Origin of the sequence: Heliomicrobium modesticaldum Ice1 (genome assembly GCF_000019165.1) — a bacterium.
GTDB lineage: Bacteria > Bacillota > Desulfitobacteriia > Heliobacteriales > Heliobacteriaceae > Heliomicrobium > Heliomicrobium modesticaldum.
In genome coordinates, this window is sequence record NC_010337.2 from 2,234,743 (window position 1) to 2,255,162 (window position 20,420).

Here is a 20,420-nt window from a genome sequence, read left to right on the forward strand (position 1 = left end):
ATGAAGCCGATGTTGAAGTGGGACTTGCAGTGGTTTGCCGGTGAAAAAACAGAAAAACCGACTGCAAAACGTCGCTCAGAAGCCCGCAAGAAGGGCCAGGTGGCCAAAAGTCAGGAGGTCAACACAGCCCTCATCCTGCTTTTCGGCTTTTTGGCCTTGCGCAGTCTCGGCGTCCAGACGATGGACGGCATGGAGCGCATGATGGTCTACCTCTTGGGGACGGTGACCTTGGAGGAAGTGACGCCGGTCTCGGTAATCACGACGGGCACAACCATCGCGATACGGACCATGCTGATGATTGCGCCTTTTATGCTGGCCGCAATGGCGGCTGGCCTGTTGGCCAGTTACCTGCAGGTAGGTTTTTTGTTTTCTTCAGAAGGCTTGAAAATGAACTGGGGAAAACTGAACGTCATTGCCGGTCTGAAGAATATTTTTTCTAGCCGTTCGCTTGTCGAATTGGTCAAATCGCTTCTTAAGGTGTCTGTCATCAGCTATGTGGCCTATTCTGCGGTGGTCAAGCACCTGCATCTCTTTCCCAAGCTTCTCGGCATGGATGTTCAAACAGCGGTAGCAGCCATTTCCGAAGTCGCCTACGATGTCGGTTTTCGGGTCGCTGTGCTGCTGCTCCTTGTCGCTGCCCTGGACTACGGGTATCAATGGTATAAGCATGAAGAATCACTGAAAATGTCGAAACAAGAAGTGAAGGATGAGTTTAAGCAGGCAGAAGGGGATCCCCAGATCAAGAGCAAGATCAAACAGCGCATGCGCGAAATGGCCATGCGCCGGATGATGCAGGAACTTCCCAAGGCCGACGTAGTGATCACGAACCCGACACACTTCGCCGTGGCGCTAAAATATGAAAGCGGAAGCATGACTGCTCCTGTCGTCATCGCCAAAGGACAGGATTATGTGGCCTTGAAGATCCGAGCGGTGGCGCAAGACCACGGGATACCTTTGGTGGAGGATAAACCGCTGGCCCGGACCTTGTACCGTGCCGTGGAGATCGGTCAAGAAATCCCTGCCGAACTGTTTCAAGCGGTCGCTGAGGTTTTTGCCTTCGTTTATCGTCTGAAGAAAAAACGAGCCTGATTTTCGTTAAGGGAGAATCGGAAGGGACCGGAAAGGATGTGAGTCCATGGCTGCGCCGCAGACCAAGAACGGCGCCATCAGTTATACCGATCTCGCTGTGGCCGTCGCCATCCTGGCCACCGTGATCATGATGATCATCCCCTTGAATCCCGTCTTTTTGGATATGTTGCTCATTTTCAACATCACCATCGCCATGTTGGTCCTGCTGGCTACGATGTTTGTGGAAGGCGCCCTGGAGATCTCCGTCTTTCCTACGCTGCTTCTGATCACGACACTCTTTCGGCTGGCCTTGAACGTGTCGTCGACGCGTCTCGTGTTGCTGGAAGGCTATGCGGGACAGGTGATCGAACGGTTTGGCAGCTTTGTTCTTGGCGGCAGCCCTATCGTCGGTTTCATCGTCTTCGTCATTCTTGTCATCATTCAATTTATCGTCATCACTAAGGGCGCAGAACGGGTGGCCGAGGTGGCGGCTCGCTTCACCCTTGACGCGATGCCCGGCAAACAGATGGCTATTGACGCCGACCTGAACCAGGGCATGATCAACGAAGCGGAAGCCAAAAAACGCCGGCGCGATATCCAGCGCGAAGCCGATTTTTACGGCGCCATGGACGGCGCGACGAAGTTCGTCAAGGGTGACGCCATTGCCGGCATCGTCATCTTGATTGTCAACATCCTGGGCGGCTTTTTTATCGGGGTGCTGCAAAAGAACCTCTCCGTCAGCCAAGCGGCCATGAAATATACGATTCTGACTGTCGGCGATGGCTTGGTGACACAGATCCCAGCGCTCCTCATCTCAACAGCCACCGGTATCATCGTCACCCGGGCTGCCTCTGATTCGAACCTGGGACAGGATCTAACTGGGCAACTGTTTGGTCGTCCCCGCATCCTCTACATCGGGGCAGGGGTGCTCGCGTTGCTGGGGGTGATCGGCCTCCCGCCTTTTCCGCTCTTTACTATGAGCGCCTTTCTTGCCTTTCTCGGTTATCAGATGACCCGTGTCAAAGCAGCTACGGCTGTCGCCGAAATTGAGAAAGCCCAGGAGCAGGAGATCGAGGAGATCAAAAAACCGGAGAACGTCATCTCTCTGCTCAATGTGGATCCTCTTGAACTGGAGATGGGTTATGCCCTGATCCCCCTTGTCGATACCCAGCAGGGGGGAGATCTGCTTGACCGCGTCATCATGATCCGGCGTCAGTGCGCCCTGGAATTGGGACTTGTCGTCCCCCCCATCCGCCTGCGAGATAATATGCAGCTGAAGCCCAACGCCTATTCCATCAAGATCAAAGGTGTTGAAGTGGCTGGCGGCGAACTGGTGCCCGACCATTATCTGGCCATGGCGCCCGGTTTCGATGACGGTTCCATACCGGGAATCGACACCAAAGAACCGGCATTTGGACTTCCCGCCAAGTGGATCACCGCACAGATGCGCGATCAGGCTGAATTGGCCGGCTTCACCGTCGTCGATCCGCCGAGCGTCATCGCCACCCATCTGACGGAAGTGATCAAGACCCACGCCCACGAAATCCTTGGCCGCCAGGATGTGCAGACCCTGGTCGACCATGTCAAGCAGACCCACCCGGCCGTCGTATCCGAACTGATCCCCGATCTCCTCAGCCTCGGCGACGTGCAGAAGATCCTGGCCGGATTGCTCAAGGAACGCGTTCCCATCCGCGACCTGGTCACCATCATGGAAACGCTGGCCGACCATGCCCGCATCACTAAGGACCCCGATGTCTTGATCGAGTATGCCCGCCAGGCTTTGGCCCGTCAAATCGTCAAACCCTATCTGGTTCCGGGCACGAACGAATTGGCGGTCATTTCTCTGGACCCTTCGCTGGAGAACCGGATCAGGGAAGCGATCCAGCAAACGGAGCAGGGCACCTACCTGGCCATCGATCCGATGGAGGCGCAGCAGATACTCTCCGCCCTTTCTTCGGAGGTAGAGCGAGTATCCCAAATGGGCTATCAACCGGTGGTCCTCTGTGCACCTATTGTTCGCCTTTACTTCAAACGCATGACCGAGCGGGTTGTACCTCATCTGGTTGTTCTGTCTTACAATGAGATCGGCACCCAACTGCAAGTACAGACGATTGGGATGGTGAAGTAAGTCTTGCGGGTCAAACGATTCGTCGCGCCGACGGTGCAGGAAGCCATGAACAAAATGAAACAGGAAATGGGCAAAGATGCCGTTATCCTCCACACCCGGAAGATCAAAGAGGGTGGCATCTTGGGGTTCTTCGCCCGAGAGATGGTGGAAATCACCGGTGCGGTGGAAGACAGCGCCGTCATCGCCCGGGAGGCTGCTTCACGTGAATCTGTCGGTCCTGCCCGAGCCAACGAGCCCCAGGGACTGCTTCGACCTGGCGAACTGCCCGGAAAGGGCGAGCCTTTGAGGCGCCTACCGCTCGCTAACCCTGCCGGCGCCTCTCGCTCCGGCGGTACCCTTCGCCCCGACGACGTGATCGCCGGCGCGGGGTTGGCGACCGGAGGGGAGATCGTAAAAAAAAGTGAATCGGAAGGAAAAAGCAGCCAGGGCGTCATAGACACAGAGCTCAAACAGATAAAAATGTTGATGGGCGAGATCCTCGGACGACTGCACGAAGGGGAGGCAACCCTTCCCGTCGAACTGTATATGGCCTTCAAACGTCTGCGAGAAAATGAGGTCGACGAGGCCTTGGCTCGTCAGATCATACGGCAGATCTTCGAAGGCAACGACGGACAAAATGGCTGGAATCCCGAGCGAGTGCGCCGGCTCGTGTTGGCTCAGTTGGCGTCTATTCTAGGACAACCTCGGCCGATTTTTTTACCGGACTCTGGCAAAAGCCAGGAAGTCGTCATGATGGTCGGTCCTACCGGCGTAGGGAAGACAACGACCATCGCCAAACTGGCAGCGACCTTTTCCATCGTCAACCGGCGCAAAGTGGGATTGATCACAGCCGATACCTACCGGATTGCCGCAGTAGAACAGTTAAAGACCTTCGGTGACATCATCGGCGTTCCCGTTGATGTCGTTTTCACGCCCCAGGCGCTGCGTTCCGCTATCGAACGTCACCGGGATAAGGAACTGCTCTTGGTGGATACGGCAGGGCGGAGCCACAAGAACGACAGCCAGTTGGAAGAATTGGCTGCCTATGTGGAACAGAGTCAACCGAGCCACTCCATCCTGGTGTTGTCGGCTACGACAAAATTCAAGGATTTGCTCCAGATCACCGAGGGCTTCTCTCGGATGAATATCGACCGCTACCTTTTTACGAAGCTTGATGAGACGAATCATTATGGTTCTATCCTGAACTTGATTCATAGAACAGGCAAATCGCTTTCTTATATCACCACCGGGCAGAACGTGCCCGATGATATGGAGGTCGCCGACCCGAATAAACTGTCCAATCTGATCTATGGAGAGACGAACCAATGAAAGATCAAGCCGAAAAGCTGCGGATCATGATGAACAACATGCGGCAGACGACGGAACGGACAATTCGAGGCGACTCACCAGCGACGAGGATGATCTGCGTATCCAGCGGAAAGGGGGGTGTCGGCAAGACCAACCTGACGCTGAATCTCGGTCTGGCCATGATCGATTACGGGATGCGGGTCATGATCCTTGACGCCGACATGGGTATGGCCAACATCGACGTGATCTTAGGGAAGGTACCTCCTTATAACCTGTACCATGTGATCCGCGGGGCGAAGACACTCGATGAGGTGGTCTTTACTGGACCAAAAGGGATCCAGACCATCTCCGGCGGTTCAGGCGTTGCCGAACTGGCCGATTTAAGCGCCAAGGAATTGGATGATTTTATTTCCCGATTGTCTGTGATGGAGAGTACTGCCGACATTTTTCTGATCGATACGGGCGCTGGCATTTCCCGGAACGTTCTCTCCTATATACTCGCATCTGATGAACTGCTGGTCGTCACCACCCCGGAACCTACGGCCATCACCGACGCCTACGGCTTGATCAAGTCAGTCGATGCCTTGCAACGAGGTAAGCCGATCTCCGTGGTCATCAACCGTGTCGACGATGAAAAAGAAGGCGACATGGTGGCAAAAAAATTATCCAAGGCTGTTTCCCAGTTTTTGCAGCGAGACATCTTGATCGTCGGCACGATTCCCGATGATCCATCGGTACCGAAAGCGGTCAAGTCCCAGATGCCCTTCTATTTGCAAAATGCCTACTCCCCGGCATCTTTGGCCCTTTCGCGGTTGGCGGCAACCCTCTGCAGCCTGCCGGTAAGACCCGAAACAGGAGGGGGAATCACCCGATTGTTTCAACAGATGAAAAGCTTTTTTCGGTAAAGCAGGTCAGGCAGGAAAAAAACTAGCCTGCGTGGAAGAAAAACAAAGAGACGGCAGAAAAGTCCGGGAGTGATCGTATGCCGCAGATCAAAGTGTTGGTTGTCGACGATTCCGCATTTATGCGCAAAGTGATATCGGATATGATTGCTGCCGAACCGGGTATGGTCGTCGTGGGAACTGCGCGCAACGGGCAGGATGCCTTAGAAAAGATCGGCCAATTGTCTCCTGATGTGCTTACCCTGGATGTGGAAATGCCTGTCATGGATGGCCTAACCACCTTGGAACGCATCATGGCCTCCCGACCGATGCCGGTCGTCATGCTGTCCAGTTTGACCCAGCAGGGCGCTGACGCCACTATGCAGGCGTTACAAAAAGGGGCTGTCGATTTTGTCCCGAAACCATCGGGCGCCATCTCCCTCGATATCCACAAGGTCCGCCAGGAATTGATCAGCAAATTAAAAGTAGCAGCCATCGCTAAAGTTCGAAGTCGGGCAGTTGATTTCCGAACGCTGAAGCCACCGCTTTCTCCACCGTCGGCAGCGACAATCCCATCGGTTCTACCCGCGCCGGTTCAGGTTTCAGCGCCGGTCGCTCGGGCCAAAACGCCTCCGGCGATAGGCTCACAGCGGCTGAATAAACTGGTGTTGATCGGCACGTCTACAGGCGGTCCAAAGGCGCTCTATGAGGTCATTCCCAAACTCCCTGCCGATCTCGGCGCGGCTGTCCTTATCGTACAGCACATGCCTCCCGGCTTCACCCGCTCGCTGGCGGAGCGTCTCGATGCCGCATCGGTCCTGAAGGTGAAAGAGGCTCAAGACGGCGAAGAGATTCAACCGGGTGTCGTCTATATCGCGCCGGGCGACTATCATTTCAAGGTGACCATGGCGGAACAGCCAGGCGCTGGACGGACACTCCGGGTGAAATTGACTCAGGAACCGCCCGTAGGCGGACATAGACCGGCTGTGGATGTGATGATGCTCTCCGTTGCCCAGCAATTCTGGTCTCATATGGTGGGAGTAATTTTGACCGGGATGGGTGGAGATGGGACGGAAGGAATGAAGATGATCAAGAGTCGTCAGGGACGTACGATTGCGGAGGATGCCTCGACTTGTGTGGTTTTCGGGATGCCGAAAGTGGCCATCGAATCAGGCTGTGTTGACAAGGTAGTCCCCCTAACCGGCGTCGCCGATGAGATAGTAAAATCATTGCAGGACAGATAGTTTGGCAACTATGGAGGTGTGAAGATCGAGATGGATATGTCACAATACATGGACATGTTTATGGAGGAGTCTCGAGAGCATCTGCAGGCGCTCAACCAAAAAATACTGGAGTTGGAAGACAACCCGCAGGAGTTGGCGATCCTTGACGAGATCTTTCGTTCCGCCCATACCTTAAAGGGTATGTCGGCGACAATGGGCTTTGAACGCATCGCCGAACTCACCCATGAGATGGAGAATGTCCTGTCTGTGCTTAGAGGATCCCAGGTGAACGTGAACACCGCCATCGTCGATCTGCTTTTTCGCTGCCTCGACGCCTTGGAGAGCATGGTGGAAGCGATCAGCAGCGGTGAGGCAGGGAATAGGGACATCTCAGAACTGGTTGTCCAACTGCGCAAAGCAGGTCAAGGTCAACTGGCCGATGTGGACGCCGCGACCAACGTGAGGAAAGCGGGGGCGGTTGGCGTGAGTGAACCGAAACAAACGGAAGAGGTGACCCTTCCGGTCCTGGGCGGACCGGAAGTCCTCAACGCTTTCGAAATCAACCAGTACGATCTTACATTGCTCCATGAAGCACAGCGGAAACATTTCAGTGCATACCATATTCAAGTGGAGTTGGCGCCTGGGTGTGTGATGAAATCTGCCCGGGCATACATGGTTTTTCGCAACCTGGAGGAAATCGGCGAGATTATCAAGTCGGTGCCTTCGGCTCAGGAGTTGGAGGATGAAAAATTCGACACCTCCTTTCAAGTGGTCATCGTCACTCGCCAGGATGAGGTGAGCGTCCGCAAGACCCTTGATTCTATCGCTGAAGTGCGTGTCAAGGCGATCACGCCGCTCAACATCGGCGATGTGCGCATCCAGGAAGGACAGGAAACCGACGTGGCTGCCCATTCCGAGACAGAACAGGACGCTGTAATGGCGCGTGATCCCTCCGCCTCCGAGAAAGCGCGTCCGACCGCCGGTCCCGGGGCCCAGGAGGTGCGCAAGACGAAGGGCAGCCAGACGGTCCGTGTGGATATCGAACGCCTGGATAATCTGATGAACCTCGTCGGTGAACTGGTCATCAACAAAACGCGCCTGGAACAGATCTCCACGACGAGCAACCTCACCGAATTGAATGAGACCATCGAGCATATCGACCGGATCACCACAGACCTGCAAAACGTGGTCATGAAAGTCCGCATGGTGCCCATCGAACAGGTCTTCAACCGCTTTCCCCGCATGGTGCGTGACTTGGCGAAAGAGCTGGGGAAAGAGATCAACCTCATCGTCGAGGGCAAAGAGACAGAATTGGACCGCACCGTCATCGACGAAATCGGCGATCCCTTAGTCCATTTGATCCGCAACGCTATCGACCACGGCGTGGAAATGCCTGATGTTCGTCGGCAAAAGGGAAAACCTGTCGAAGCGGTCGTCCGCCTGGTGGCCAAACACGAAGGGAACAACGTCATCATCGAGGTAGAAGACGACGGCAGGGGCATGGATCCGCAGGTGCTGCGGACCAAAGCGATTCAAAAAGGGCTGCTCACCGTCAAAGAGGCGGAACAGTTGGATGATCAAGGCGCTCTTAACCTGATCTTCCTGGCAGGCTTCTCAACAGCGGAAAAGGTGTCTGACGTGTCCGGCCGCGGCGTCGGTCTTGACGCGGTACGGACCAAGATCGAATCGCTCAGCGGTTCCGTGGAGATCGAAACGAGACTGAATGCGGGAACAAAATTCAAAATCCGACTGCCGCTGACCTTGGCCATCATCCAAGCCCTGCTGGTCAATGTGGGCGACGAGATCTACGCCATTCCCCTTGGCACCATCGACGAAACGACGAGCATCATCCCCGGGCAGATCAAAAACGTGCAGAGCCAGGAGGTTGTCCTGCTGCGCGGGAATGTGCTTCCCCTGATCCGTCTGGACAAAGTCCTCGAAGTGCCCAAAGCAGCTGAGGCACCGGAAGAGCTCTATGTGGTCGTCGTCCGCAAGGGGGAAAAGAAAGCCGGCCTGATCGTCGACTCCTTGATCGGACAACAGGAGATCGTCATCAAATCGCCCGGCAAGCTGTTGCAAGGCATCAGCGGCATTGCCGGGGCGGCGATCCTGGGCAACGGCCACGTTTCTCTGATTCTCGACGTCGGCACACTGTTTTAGGAGGTGAGGGCCGTGGAAAAAAAGGATCTTCCCGATGAGCGTCAACTGGTTGCATTCACCCTGGCTGGTGAAGAATATGCCGTCGACATCCATTACGTGCAAGAGATCGACCGATTACTGAACATCACCCGGGTGCCCAAAGCCCCCTTTTACGTGGAAGGCGTCATCAACCTGCGCGGGAATGTCGTTCCTGTGATCGACCTGCGGAAACGGTTCGCACTGCCTCCGCGGGAGACGACCGATCGAACGCGGATCATCATCGTCAAAGTCAAAGAAATCACCGTGGGCATCATCGTCGACGGTGTGTCGGAAGTGACGCGCATCCCTTCCACTGCTGTCGAACCGCCGCCCGGTCTATGCGGAAGCGTCGACCTTGATTTCATCCATGGTGTCGGCAAACTGGGTGAGCGGCTGTTGATTCTCGTCAATCTGGAAAAAGTCATCGATCTCGCCGCTGCGGAAGAGGGGTAAATCGCGGCAGGAATCGAAACATCGCTTGCCGCCCCATGAACGTCGGTTCATGCCCGTTCATGGCGGCTTCAGGTGTGAAGGGATGATGGAGGCATGCTGATCAAGGTGGGCATGGCCGACCTGAAGGCAGCGAAGGCGCCAGACAACTTAATGACTTCAGGTCTTGGATCCTGCATTGGAATATGTTTGTATGATGCCGTTGCCAAAGTCGGAGGACTGGCCCATATCATGCTGCCTGCATCCACCCAGGCTCGTAGTTCCGAAAACAAGGCCAAATTTGCCGATACGGCGATCCCCGTCCTTTTGGAAGAGATGATCAAACTAGGCGCCATAAAAAGTCGCCTGGTCGCGAAAATTGCCGGAGGCGCGCAAATGTTTTCCTTCCCCGGCGCCTCAGATGTGATGCGTATCGGCGAACGCAACGCCGAGGCTGTCGTTCTGCGGCTGAAGCAGGAAAACATTCCGCTCTTGGCTCGGGAGACGGGGGGCAATTTCGGACGCACCATTGAACTGGATACGATGACAGGCAAATTGCATATTCGCACCATCGACCGTGGCGAAAAGGCGGTTTAGGGAGGAAGGACATTGGGGGGGGCAAAAATTTGGATACCTGTCGCCTTTGCCACATTCATCTGGCTGCTTACTGCCGGCATCGCCCTCAGCGCCTCCGTTTCCTGGATGGCTCTTCTGACTCGCAGTTTTAGCGCCGCCTTTGTTGTCGGTGCCTTGACTTTTCTTATCGTCTATTACCTGGATAGCATCCTCAAGGATCATGCAGAAGAGAAGAATCCTTCCGGGTCAGGGGCTGAGGCGCCTAAGGGAAACTTGGTTGATGTCCAGGTTGCTTCGATGAACCCCTTTGTGCCTGGACAGATTGAAGCGGATCTGGACCGACTCTTGGCCGATGATCCCTCACGGGCTGCGGAAATCGTGCGGAAGATGCAGTTGGATGACTGACCGGATCCTATTCCAACATTCATTTCAGGACCGGGGTAGGTGGAGACGATAATTATACCGGCGAAAGACACTGCGAGAACAGGTCCCCTTTGGGCGTCTTATAAAGACCATAAGGATCCGGCCGCTCGCGAGGAACTGATCCTGATTTATGCCCCTCTGGTGAAGTTTGTCGCCGGCCGGTTAGCGATCAGCCTCCCACCTAATGTGGAACGGGAAGACCTGATTAGTTACGGTGTGTTTGGTCTCATGGATGCGATAGAGAAGTTTGATTTGGCTCGGGGCTTGAAGTTTGAAACCTATGCGATTGCGCGCATCCGCGGCTCCATGCTGGACGGTCTGCGGGCGATGGATTGGGTACCTGTGTCGGTGCGACAAAAAACGCGGGAGTTGGAAAAAACCTATGCCACGTTGTCTCAACGGCTGGGACGGGAGGCCACCGATGAAGAGGTTGCCCAAGCGCTGGGGCTGACCTTGAATGAGTTTGCCAAATTGTTGCAGGATGTCCAAGCGACGACCATCATGTCCCTGGACGAATACTGGCTCACCGATTCGGACAAGGGAGATCCCGTTCGCCTGATCGATTCGCTGGCTGACGAGCAGGTGGAAGAACCGACAGCTGCCTTGGAATTTGAAGAGACTCGTCTACTGCTGGCTCAGGCCATCGACAAGCTTCCAGAGAAAGAACGCACGGTGATCGCCCTCTATTATTATGAGGGTCTAACATTGAAAGAGATCGGCGCTGTCATCGGCGTGTCGGAGTCGCGGATCTCCCAGTTGCACACGAAAGCCATCTTGCGATTGCGAGGTCAGTTGGCGAGGCAAAAGAAGAAGATATTTTGAACGGGTTGACGAATCGGGTTTCCCGGAGGTGAGGGTGTGAGCGGTTCTAACGTGGATGTTGTTTCGGACAATTCGTCGGTTTCCGAAGACCGTCATGGCTGTTTCCAGATCGAGTACCGTTCGGAGGGCGTTGTACTCTCTGTCTATCCGCCTGTCGGCAAGGGAAGAGCGGTAACGGTAGAGGAGGTCTTACAGGAGGTAAAGGAACGGGAGATCCGCAACGCCGATGGGAAAGTCATCCGCGCTGCGGTCTATCGCATGGAACAAAACGTTGTCATCGCCGAACCTCAGCAAGAGATCATCCGTGACGGTCAGGTCAAGGTCGATATCGACCGTGATGGCATGCGGGCCTATCTGATCGTCTACCCTCCCCGCGGGGGAAGGGCTGTCACCCTTGAAGCAGCGAAAAAGGCTTTGGAGCAGGCTGGTGTCATCTATGGCATTGACGAAGAAAAAGTCAACCATGCACTGACGCAGATCCAAACAGGTCAACGTGTCGCCGTAGCCTTTGGGAAGCCTCCAGAGGATGGGAAAAATGCCAAGATTGATTATAAAGTGAATACAGATAGTCGGATTCGGCCTGTCGAATTGGAGGATGGACGGGTCGATTTTTACAATTTAAATTTAATCCGCAACGTTCAACCCGGCGAAATCCTCGCCATCCGCACCCCGCCGACAGAAGGCATTGCGGGTTTGACGGTGTTGGGCAAGGAAATTCGGCCGCGAGCCGGCAAAGACATGCGCATCCCGGCTGGGAAAAACACGCAGCTCAGCGAAGATGGATGCATCTTGATGGCAGGGACGGCGGGTCATGTCTATTTTAACGGAGAGAAGATCCAGGTTGATCCTGTCTTTGAACTCAAAGGCGATGTGGACTTTTCCTCGGGCAACCTGAACTTTCTCGGTTCTATCGTCATTCACGGGTCTGTCACCTACGGTTTTCAGGTCAACTGTGAAGGTAACCTGGAAGTGAGGGGCTCCATCGACGGCGGCTCTGTCACCGTTGGCGGAAGCCTCACCGTCCGTCAAGGGATTCAGGGTCAACAAAAATCGATCATCACCGTCAAAGGCGATGTGCTCACACGGTTCATTGAAAACGCCACTGTCAAAGCGGGAGGGGACATCGTCGTCGGCGAAGGGATCATGCACTCCTCCGTCGATGCAGGAAGAAGCATCACTGTCGGCGGCAGGAAGGGACTTATCGTCGGCGGCCGTTGCCGCGCCGGAGAAGAGATCCACGCGAAAAACGTCGGTTCGCTTCACGCCACCGCGACGGAGATCGAAGTAGGCATCCGCCCTGAAAAACGGGCCGCTTATAATGAACTGGCCAAAAAACTAAACGACGCCTGCGTCAACCTGGATAAAACGGAAAAAGCCGTCAACGTATTGAAAGAGTGGGAAAAACGACAGGGACAACTTCCTGTGGAAAAGCGCATGCTGCTCTGGAAGCTGACACAGGCTTATTCGCAACTGTACAAAGACGTAGAAGCCTTGTCATCAAAAAAAGCGGCCCTTGACGCGGAGTTTGAACAGGTCGCCAAAGGCCGCATCCGCGTAGCGGCCCGACTCTACCCGGGCGTCAATATCCGCATCGGTCAGTACACTACGCGCATCCGCGAGCCCATCGATTTTACGACCGTTTATATTGAGCAGGGGGAATTTCGCTTCACACCCTACGGCTAGATCTTTGCGCCTATTCATGGTACGATGGGGGTGATCGTCGGTGACCATTCGTCCCGTCGACATGCAGGTGATCGTGCCCAAGGTGACAGAGGTGGGCAGGCTGCAACAGCTGCAACAGCAGGCTCAGGAATTGCAACAGCAGTTCGTGGCGCAACAGACACAGACGCAAGCCGAACAGCGTCAGAAAACGGTGCAGCAGTCGCCCCAGTCGGAAGAATCACGCATCAGGGACCGGCAACGTTCGAAAGAGCGGCAGCAGCCAAAAGGGGAACAGAAGGGAAAGCAGGAACGCGACGACAGTCGTGATGACGGTTTGCCTGCAGGAGATCCGCTTCGGGGCAGGATGCTGGACATCACCATTTAACAAGAAAACGGGGGATGATCGGCTGTGGATTCCGGCACGCTGTTGACTGGGATTGGTTGCCTTTTGATGGGTGCCGGTCTGACATCGTCATTCCTGCAGCGGCAAAATCAGCGGGATAAGATAGAGCAGGAGACCCTGCGCAGACAATTGGCTGAAGCCCGTCTGGTGAAAAGAGATATGGAGACGCTTCTGGCTACGGCCATGGAGACAGGCGATGAAGTGGTAGATCAACTGAAAATAAAGGTGGAAGAGGCTCGCCGGTTGCTCGAAAGATTGGAGACATTGTCGACCTTGGCGGATGGGAGAGCCGAAACGGATAGGTCGCTTCTGCAGACAGAAGCCCCCTCACCGGGGACAGAGACCACCTCAATGGAGACTAAAAATCGGTTTCTGCCGACAGAAGTGCGGTCTTTACGGGATAACAGGGGGTGTGACGCCTCTCAACAAAAGGAATCTCCTACCCGACGGGAGGTTGTCCTGCCGGAAGCATCGGTCGCCGAGAAAGTCAAGCCCCTTCGACCGGTCTACATCCGGGAATACCTGCAGCATCAAGGCGCCCGCGCCGCTACGTCAAGCAGCCTCATAAGCGGGGCGGAAACACTGCTGAAATCGCTGGCAGAGGGTGAGCCGCGACAGTGGAGCAAAAGCCAGCGTTATGACTTGATCCCTCAATTGCGACAGATCGGTCTACATGATGGAGAAATCGCCCAACTGCTTCATCTCGGCAAGGGGGAAGTGCAGTTGGTAAGTGAACTTCGTAGGAGGGCATGAGAGGGTGAACCGCGGTCATACCCCCGAAGATAAGAGAACCTTTCCCGGTCGTCTGCCTTTTTGGTCGAGAGACGGGAGGGTTCTTTTTGCTTTGGGCTTGCTCCTTTTCGGCTTTGGTCTCGTCTTGCAAACGTTGACAGGGACGGACAAGCCGGAACAGATGCCCCTCTCGGTCATAGCGCCGCAGGGGTCGGACTCGGCTTCTCAGAAAGAGTGTTCGCCGCAGGCCCAAAGGCAAAAGGATGCACCGGTTGTCTCCAATGACGCGCTTTCGCCTCCTTCTACAGGATCGCCAAGCGAACCGTCCAACGTGACCATTACAGTTACTTCCGGCGACACCTCAGAGACGGTAGCCAGAAAGCTGAAAGCCAGCGGCGTCATCGCTGATGCGGAACGGTTTAATCGCTACCTGGTGGAAAAGGGCTACGCCACACGGATCCAAGACGGAGCCATCGCCATGCCGATTGGCTTGACCGAAGATGAAATCGCCAAACGCCTGGTCGGGATGCGATAAATCTCGACTTTCGCTCTTGTCTTCTCCTATGCATCTATGGTATCATTCTTAGCGGTGTGTTAATTCCACACGGTTGGTGACCTTTTCTCAGGTGCCCCGACGGCGGGGTGGGGGAGGGGAATGAAGCAACCGGAGGCAAAACCTGGAAGGAGGTGGATGTTGTGGCGGTTATTTCGATGAAACAGTTGCTGGAAGCCGGTGTTCACTTCGGACACCAGACTCGGCGCTGGAACCCTAAAATGGCGCCCTACATCTTCACGGAGCGAAACGGTATCTATATCATCGACCTGCAGAAGACGGTTCGCAAAGTCGATGAGGCGTACAATTTCATCCGCGAAGTGGCGACCCAAGGGAAAAAAATCCTGTTTGTCGGCACCAAGAAGCAGGCGCAGGATTCCGTCAAGGAAGAAGCCGAGCGTTGTGGCATGTACTATGTGAACCAGCGCTGGCTGGGCGGTATGCTCACCAACTTCCAGACGATTCAAAAGCGCATCTCCCGTCTGCGCGAACTTGAAAAAATGGAAGCTGACGGCACCTTTGAAGTCCTGCCGAAGAAAGAAGTCTCCAAGCTCCTCCATGAAAAAGAGAAGCTCGAGCGCTTTCTCGGTGGCATCAAAGACATGAAAGAGTTGCCCGGTGCCATTTTTGTGATCGACCCGCGGAAAGAGCGCATTGCCGTTGCCGAAGCGCGTCGCCTCGGAATCCCCCTGGTCGGCATCGTCGACACAAACTGTGACCCCGACGAGATCGACTATGTGATTCCTGGCAACGATGACGCCATTCGCGCTGTCAAACTTTTGACGGCCAAGATGGCCGACGCCGTGCTGGAAGGCAACCAAGGACAATCGGACGCCCAGTAGTCAGAAGGGGTGACCGGGGGAAACCCCGCAGTCACCCTTTTTTGATGCCGATCCCCTTACATAGGCTTCTAAAGGCTCTAACGAAGGGTTATACTACCCGAATGAGGTCATACGAATAGGAGGAGTATCGAACGTGGTTACTGCAGCCATGGTAAAAGAACTGCGCGAACGGACCGGCGCCGGCATGATGGAGTGCAAAAAAGCGCTGGCTCATACCGATGGTGATATGGAAAAGGCTGTTGCCTATTTGCGCGAACGGGGCTTGGCCGCTGCCGCCAAGAAAGCCAGTCGCGTCGCTGCTGAAGGTCTCGTCGAAGCCTACATCCACGGCGGCGGGCGCATCGGTGTCCTCGTCGAGGTGAACTGCGAAACCGATTTTGTGGCCAAGACTGATGACTACAAAGCCCTCTGCAAGGACATCGCCATGCAGATCGCTGCCGCCAAGCCTGAGTATGTCCGTCGCGAAGAGGTGCCGGCAGAGCAGATCGAAAAAGAGAAAGAGATCCTGCGCAACCAAGCCCTCAACGAAGGCAAGCCGGAAAAGATTGTCGACAAGATGGTCGAGGGTCGTATCGAGAAGTATTTCAAAGAGATCTGCCTGCTCGAGCAGCCCTTCATCAAAAACCCTGACGTGACCGTTCAGCAGATGATCACGGAAGCCGTGGCCAAGATCGGCGAGAACATCAACGTACGCCGCTTCGTCCGCTTCGAACTGGGCGAAGGCCTGGCTAAGCGCCAAGACGACTTCGCCTCGGAAGTCATGGCCGAAATCAACAAGTAAGCGCGAAAACAGCAATACAAAAAAAGGGGACACGTGGTGTTCTCTTTTTTGTAAATGCGGTTTTTTTCAGGGAAGAGGATTTTCTTTTCGTTTGTAGAAGGGATAAAGTGAAAAGGGGAGGTACACCCCATTGAAGCCGAAGTATAAACGGGTCGTCCTGAAGCTGAGCGGGGAAGCGCTGGCCGGCACGAAGGGCTATGGCATCGACCCCGATGTGGTCAATTCTATCGCCGATCAGATCCGCGATGTGAAACAGAAGTGTGACGTCGAATTGGCCATCGTCGTTGGTGGGGGAAATATCTGGCGCGGCGTCGCCGGTTCCGCCAAGGGCATGGATCGCGCCACTGCCGACTACATGGGGATGCTGGCGACGATCATGAACTCCCTGGCCCTCCAGGACGCGCTGGAAAAACGTGATGTCCATACGCGGGTGCAGACGGCTATCGAGATGCGCCAGGTCGCCGAGCCCTACATCCGCCGACGGGCGATGCGTCACTTGGAAAAGGGACGAGTCGTCATCTTTGCCGCCGGAACGGGGAACCCCTACTTCTCCACCGATACGACTGCGGCCTTGCGTGCAGCGGAGATCGAGGCCGATGTTATCCTCATGGCCAAGCGCGGCGTTGATGGCGTCTATGATTCGGATCCGCGGAAAAATCCGGATGCGAAAAAGATCGACGAACTCACCTACATCGATCTGCTCAATCAAGGACTTGGCGTAATGGATTCGACGGCAACGTCATTATGCATGGATAATCAGATCGCCTTGATCGTCTTTGGCCTGGAAATACCGGGAAACATCGAACGGGCCATCATGGGAGAGGAAATCGGCACGGTGGTTGGGAGGAAGTAGCATGATCAACGAGATCAAAAAAGAGACGGAAGATAAAATGAAAAAGACGGTTGAGGCGCTGCGCAAGGAATATCAGCATATCCGTGCTGGTCGGGCCAACCCTGCCTTGCTCGAAAAGGTGACTGTCGAGTACTACGGCGCACCGACGCCGGTGAACCAGTTGGCCAACATCTCGGCCCCGGAGGCGCGATTGTTGGTGATCCAGCCCTGGGATAAATCGGTCCTGCCGGCCCTCGAAAAGGCGATCCTCAAATCGGATCTTGGGTTGACGCCGACCAGCGATGGCGCCGTGATTCGCCTGGTCATCCCCCAATTGACCCAGGAGCGGCGCAGCGAACTGGTGAAAACGGTGAAGAAGCGGGCCGAGGAACACCGGGTCATCCTGCGCAACCTGCGGCGCGACGCGAACGAGGATGTGAAAGACCTGCAGAAGGAACACATCATCTCCGAAGATGAAGGGAAGCGTGCCCAGGAGGAAATCCAGAAGCTGACTGACAAGTACATCAGAGAAGTGGATCAGGTGGCGGAGCGCAAAGAAGCGGAGATCATGGAAGTCTGATGACTGCCATTTGGGACCTAGAACAGTTGGAACAGGACTTGATCGGTGTGACGGTGGAAAGGGCGATGCGAACGCTGGCGGAGAGAGGCCTGGACGCCGATTTTCAGCCTACCGGCCCAGAACCTGCTCCGGACGACGTGGACACTTCGGTAAAGCGGGTCATCCAAGTCCGTCCGGTACCATCCCGGCTGATCGTTATCTATGGGCGCTTTCGCCGCTATCCACACCATGGAGTCGACTAGACCCCCTCGGGGCCCCGAGGGGGTTCGTCACTCCCGGCTTTTTTTATCAAGATAGGGAACATATACGGGAGGGGTCTTTTTGCCACCATCGTTTTGGCCCTTTGGCCGATCAAAGGATGCCGAGCCGGAGCAGGCGCTGATTCAAAAAATTGACCCTCATCGTATACCCCGGCATGTGGCCATCATCATGGACGGCAATGGTCGGTGGGCGAAACGCAGGGGATTGCCGCGCGTCGCCGGGCACCGGGCGGGTGTGCAGTCTCTGCGCCGCGTCTTGGAGACCTGTGAGGAATTCAATATTCGCTATCTTACCGTCTATGCCTTTTCCACGGAGAACTGGAAACGCCCTGCTGACGAGGTGAACGCGCTCTTTGACCTGCTTGTCGAGTACCTGCAACGGGAACTGGGCACCCTCCATGACAAAGGGGTGCAGATACGGGCTATCGGCAAAGTTTCCGAATTGCCCGAAAATCCCAGGAAAGAATTAGAACGCGCTGTTCGCCATACGGCCAACAATGACAAATTGATTCTTAACGTGGCCCTGAACTACGGCGGACGGATCGAGATAGTCGAAGCAGTCAAGGCTATCGCCCGCCAGGCCCGCGATGGACAGATCGATCCTGAGCGCATCGATGAGGCGCTCTTGAACCGGCATCTCTATACGGCCGATGTGCCCGATCCCGACTTGCTGATCCGGCCGTCAGGCGAATTGCGGCTCTCCAATTTTCTGCTCTGGCAGTCGGCCTATACGGAGATCTGGGTCACACCCACCCTCTGGCCTGATTTCGGGCGGAAAGAGATGGTCCAGGCGCTCGTCGATTATCAGGGACGGGACCGGCGCTTTGGTGGAGTCAAAGTCTAGGAGGAGCTTCCTGCATGCTCTGGAAACGCGTCGTCAGCGCCCTCATCGGCGTACCGCTCCTGGTCGCTGTCATTTGGGCCGGCGGGTGGGCCATGACAGCCGCTGTGATGGTGCTTGCCGTCGGCGGCTATCATGAATACCTCCAGATGGTCCGGCGGATAGAGGCGGAGCCTCCCGCTTGGTTGGGTTATACCCTCTCTGTGGCGCTCGTCTTGGCTGCCCATTTCGGCGGCGCGCCGCTCCCAGCGATCGTCGCCGCTGCCGGGATCGCCTTTCTGCTCCAACTTGTGCTGGCTTTTCCGAAGGCTAGGCCAGCCGACGGGGCCTTGGCCTCCATCGGCGCCTTTGTCATCGCTTGGCTCCTGGGCCACCTGATCCTGTTGCGCAGTCTGCCCGGCGGCGTCGAGGCGGTGTTGATCGCCTTTTTTCTGACCTGGGCCACCGATACGGGCGCCTACTTCGCCGGCCGATCCCTCGGGAAGCGTCCCTTGGCGGCTCCTATCAGCCCGAAGAAGACCCTGGAGGGTTCCTTGGGCGGCCTGCTTGCAGCGGCGCTCGTCGGTGTCGTCGTCGGTCCACGATGGTTTCCGGCTGTCTCATGGGCGATCTGGCTACCCTTTTCCCTGATCGTCTCCGCTCTGGGGCAACTGGGCGACCTGGCTGAATCGGCCTTGAAACGGATCGCCGGGGTGAAGGACTCGGGGAATCTGATCCCGGGACACGGCGGCGTCCTTGACCGCTTCGACAGCGTCCTCTGGACGGCGCCGGCAACCTATTACTTTTTGCGATTCATTGAGGAGTATCTGCGATGAACGACTGGCAGCACTGGTTGGGCCATTTCCTGCGCCTGGCCGTTATTGCCCTCTTTATCGGGCTCGCCTATTTCGTCATCCAATACGCACTCCCCCTGACGGTGGAGGTTTTCAGCCGTCTGGGCGTCTACCTGTTGCCTTTCCTGCTGGGGGCCATGATCGCTCTGCTGATTGAACCAGTCGTTGAGTTTTTAACGAAAAAGACAGGCCTTTCGCGGGGATTGACGACCTTTGTGACGCTGTTGCTCTTTCTCGGTCTCGTCAGCGTCAGCCTGGTCGTCATCATCAGCCGCCTCGTCGTCGAGATGGTCACCATCGCATCGAGCCTGCCTTCGCCTCAGTTTCTGACGAACGCCTTCACGGAGTGGACCAAGGCGGTGGCGCCTTATTACGAACTGATTCATTCGTCGCCGGAGATATACACGACGGTGGAGCGGATAGCCGGCGAAGGTGTCGTGGCCGTAAAAAATATGGCTGTTTCCGGGTCCAACTATCTCTTAGACATGATCACGTCGCTGCCGTCTTTTTTCACGATCCTAGCTTTTAGCTTGGTGGCCAGCTACTTCTTCAGCCGCGACAAAGGGGCTATTCTCCAGTTGGTCTACAAGGTCGTGCCTGACGATCGGGCCGTTCAGGTCCGCCAAGTCATCGTGGAACTTGGCGAGGCCTTTGTCGGTTTTGTCCGCGCCCAGGTCATTTTGGTATCCATCACCGGTTTGTTGACGATCATCGGACTTTATCTCCTGGACAATGAATATGCCTTCACCATCGGGATCCTCACGGGGATCATGGACCTGCTGCCGATCCTGGGGCCTGGTCTCGTTTTCCTGCCTTGGATCATCTGGGAACTGCTCTCCGGTCAGTTTCCGGCAGCAGCCAATCTGAGCATCCTTTACGGTATCCTGGTGCTCAATCGCCAGTTTATTGAACCGAAGGTGGTGGCCGACTCCATCGGCTTGCATCCGCTGGTCACCTTGACCGCCCTCTATGTGGGCTTAAAGGCTTTCGGTGTGATCGGGGTCATCATCGGTCCGACCATTGTGCTGCTGCTCCTATCGATGCATCGGGCAGGGGTTTTTAAGAATTTCCGAACGAGGTGAAGGG

The 20,420-nt window shown here is 55.7% G+C and carries 22 protein-coding genes; all 22 read left to right on the forward strand.

The genetic code is table 11. From position 1 onward, the window contains the following. Positions 1-9 precede the first annotated feature (9 nt). The 22 genes from flhB (at position 10) to ytvI (ending at position 20,416) form a co-directional block, all read left to right on the forward strand. A complete protein-coding gene (flhB, locus tag HM1_RS10155) occupies positions 10-1,089 on the forward strand; it encodes a flagellar biosynthesis protein FlhB (RefSeq protein ID WP_236995013.1) in 1,080 nt (359 codons plus the stop codon). 46 nt (positions 1,090-1,135) lie between these two features. Then, entirely contained in the window at positions 1,136-3,196 is a 2,061-nt protein-coding gene (gene flhA, locus HM1_RS10160) for a flagellar biosynthesis protein FlhA (protein ID WP_012283298.1), read from the forward strand. Between the two features lie 3 nt (positions 3,197-3,199). Beyond that, the gene (flhF, locus tag HM1_RS10165; RefSeq protein ID WP_012283299.1) at positions 3,200-4,504 is read left to right on the forward strand and encodes a flagellar biosynthesis protein FlhF; all 1,305 of its coding nucleotides are present in this window, start codon (positions 3,200-3,202) and stop codon (positions 4,502-4,504) included. Next, positions 4,501-5,388 carry a MinD/ParA family protein gene (locus HM1_RS10170; RefSeq protein ID WP_012283300.1) on the forward strand — a complete coding sequence of 296 codons (888 nt, stop codon included), beginning with the start codon at positions 4,501-4,503 and terminating at the stop codon, positions 5,386-5,388. Before flhF ends, HM1_RS10170 begins: the two co-directional genes overlap by 4 nt. A gap of 77 nt (positions 5,389-5,465) precedes the next feature. Beyond that, positions 5,466-6,608, forward strand: a complete 1,143-nt coding sequence (locus HM1_RS10175) for a protein-glutamate methylesterase/protein-glutamine glutaminase (protein WP_012283301.1) — start codon at positions 5,466-5,468, stop codon at positions 6,606-6,608. Positions 6,609-6,638: 30 nt separating this feature from the next. Next, positions 6,639-8,747: a chemotaxis protein CheA gene (locus tag HM1_RS10180; RefSeq protein WP_012283302.1), complete on the forward strand. Its 2,109-nt coding sequence runs from the start codon at positions 6,639-6,641 to the stop codon at positions 8,745-8,747. A gap of 12 nt (positions 8,748-8,759) precedes the next feature. Next, positions 8,760-9,218 (forward strand): chemotaxis protein CheW, encoded by a 459-nt coding sequence (locus HM1_RS10185; RefSeq protein ID WP_012283303.1) that lies wholly within the window; start codon positions 8,760-8,762, stop codon positions 9,216-9,218. Between the two features lie 93 nt (positions 9,219-9,311). Further along, a complete protein-coding gene (locus HM1_RS10190) occupies positions 9,312-9,791 on the forward strand; it encodes a chemotaxis protein CheD (RefSeq protein ID WP_012283304.1) in 480 nt (159 codons plus the stop codon). Positions 9,792-9,803: 12 nt separating this feature from the next. Next, on the forward strand, positions 9,804-10,175 hold the full coding sequence (locus tag HM1_RS10195) for a hypothetical protein (RefSeq protein ID WP_012283305.1): 372 nt from the start codon (positions 9,804-9,806) through the stop codon (positions 10,173-10,175). 39 nt (positions 10,176-10,214) lie between these two features. After that, a complete protein-coding gene (whiG, locus tag HM1_RS10200) occupies positions 10,215-11,015 on the forward strand; it encodes an RNA polymerase sigma factor WhiG (RefSeq protein WP_012283306.1) in 801 nt (266 codons plus the stop codon). Positions 11,016-11,051: 36 nt separating this feature from the next. Continuing rightward, positions 11,052-12,698 (forward strand): DUF342 domain-containing protein, encoded by a 1,647-nt coding sequence (locus HM1_RS10205; RefSeq protein WP_012283307.1) that lies wholly within the window; start codon positions 11,052-11,054, stop codon positions 12,696-12,698. Between the two features lie 40 nt (positions 12,699-12,738). Continuing rightward, a complete protein-coding gene (locus HM1_RS10210; RefSeq protein WP_012283308.1) occupies positions 12,739-13,062 on the forward strand; it encodes a hypothetical protein in 324 nt (107 codons plus the stop codon). A 24-nt stretch (positions 13,063-13,086) separates the two neighbouring features. Continuing rightward, the gene (locus HM1_RS10215; RefSeq protein ID WP_012283309.1) at positions 13,087-13,833 is read left to right on the forward strand and encodes a hypothetical protein; all 747 of its coding nucleotides are present in this window, start codon (positions 13,087-13,089) and stop codon (positions 13,831-13,833) included. A 91-nt stretch (positions 13,834-13,924) separates the two neighbouring features. Beyond that, positions 13,925-14,347 (forward strand): MltG/YceG/YrrL family protein, encoded by a 423-nt coding sequence (locus tag HM1_RS14715; protein WP_049754112.1) that lies wholly within the window; start codon positions 13,925-13,927, stop codon positions 14,345-14,347. Positions 14,348-14,508: 161 nt separating this feature from the next. Continuing rightward, positions 14,509-15,207, forward strand: a complete 699-nt coding sequence (gene rpsB, locus HM1_RS10225) for a 30S ribosomal protein S2 (protein ID WP_012283311.1) — start codon at positions 14,509-14,511, stop codon at positions 15,205-15,207. 148 nt (positions 15,208-15,355) lie between these two features. Further along, positions 15,356-15,988 carry a translation elongation factor Ts gene (tsf, locus tag HM1_RS10230; protein WP_041313727.1) on the forward strand — a complete coding sequence of 211 codons (633 nt, stop codon included), beginning with the start codon at positions 15,356-15,358 and terminating at the stop codon, positions 15,986-15,988. Between the two features lie 130 nt (positions 15,989-16,118). Beyond that, complete coding sequence (pyrH, locus tag HM1_RS10235) at positions 16,119-16,841, forward strand: UMP kinase (RefSeq protein ID WP_012283313.1); 723 nt, start codon at positions 16,119-16,121, stop codon at positions 16,839-16,841. Between the two features lies 1 nt (position 16,842). Further along, the gene (frr, locus tag HM1_RS10240; RefSeq protein WP_012283314.1) at positions 16,843-17,400 is read left to right on the forward strand and encodes a ribosome recycling factor; all 558 of its coding nucleotides are present in this window, start codon (positions 16,843-16,845) and stop codon (positions 17,398-17,400) included. Then, positions 17,400-17,642 carry a hypothetical protein gene (locus HM1_RS10245; RefSeq protein ID WP_012283315.1) on the forward strand — a complete coding sequence of 81 codons (243 nt, stop codon included), beginning with the start codon at positions 17,400-17,402 and terminating at the stop codon, positions 17,640-17,642. Before frr ends, HM1_RS10245 begins: the two co-directional genes overlap by 1 nt. 79 nt (positions 17,643-17,721) lie before the next feature. Continuing rightward, entirely contained in the window at positions 17,722-18,504 is a 783-nt protein-coding gene (locus HM1_RS10250; protein WP_012283316.1) for an isoprenyl transferase, read from the forward strand. Between the two features lie 14 nt (positions 18,505-18,518). Continuing rightward, the gene (locus HM1_RS10255) at positions 18,519-19,316 is read left to right on the forward strand and encodes a phosphatidate cytidylyltransferase (RefSeq protein ID WP_012283317.1); all 798 of its coding nucleotides are present in this window, start codon (positions 18,519-18,521) and stop codon (positions 19,314-19,316) included. Next, positions 19,313-20,416, forward strand: a complete 1,104-nt coding sequence (gene ytvI, locus HM1_RS10260; RefSeq protein WP_041313730.1) for a sporulation integral membrane protein YtvI — start codon at positions 19,313-19,315, stop codon at positions 20,414-20,416. The genes HM1_RS10255 and ytvI overlap by 4 nt, the downstream gene beginning before the upstream one ends. Positions 20,417-20,420: the final 4 nt, after the last annotated feature.

Excerpts from the sequence above, each read along its gene's own strand:
- tsf (WP_041313727.1), top strand. The coding sequence starts at position 15,356 with ATGGTAAAAGAACTGCGCGAACGGACCGGCGCCGGCATGATGGAGTGC.
- HM1_RS10180 (WP_012283302.1), top strand. The coding sequence starts at position 6,639 with ATGGATATGTCACAATACATGGACATGTTTATGGAGGAGTCTCGAGAG.
- HM1_RS10245 (WP_012283315.1), top strand. The coding sequence starts at position 17,400 with ATGACTGCCATTTGGGACCTAGAACAGTTGGAACAGGACTTGATCGGT.
- HM1_RS10175 (WP_012283301.1), top strand. The coding sequence starts at position 5,466 with ATGCCGCAGATCAAAGTGTTGGTTGTCGACGATTCCGCATTTATGCGC.
- ytvI (WP_041313730.1), top strand. The coding sequence starts at position 19,313 with ATGAACGACTGGCAGCACTGGTTGGGCCATTTCCTGCGCCTGGCCGTT.
- flhB (WP_236995013.1), top strand. The coding sequence starts at position 10 with ATGTTGAAGTGGGACTTGCAGTGGTTTGCCGGTGAAAAAACAGAAAAA.
- HM1_RS10255 (WP_012283317.1), top strand. The coding sequence starts at position 18,519 with ATGCTCTGGAAACGCGTCGTCAGCGCCCTCATCGGCGTACCGCTCCTG.
- HM1_RS10190 (WP_012283304.1), top strand. The coding sequence starts at position 9,312 with ATGCTGATCAAGGTGGGCATGGCCGACCTGAAGGCAGCGAAGGCGCCA.
- HM1_RS10170 (WP_012283300.1), top strand. The coding sequence starts at position 4,501 with ATGAAAGATCAAGCCGAAAAGCTGCGGATCATGATGAACAACATGCGG.
- frr (WP_012283314.1), top strand. The coding sequence starts at position 16,843 with ATGATCAACGAGATCAAAAAAGAGACGGAAGATAAAATGAAAAAGACG.
- flhA (WP_012283298.1), top strand. The coding sequence starts at position 1,136 with ATGGCTGCGCCGCAGACCAAGAACGGCGCCATCAGTTATACCGATCTC.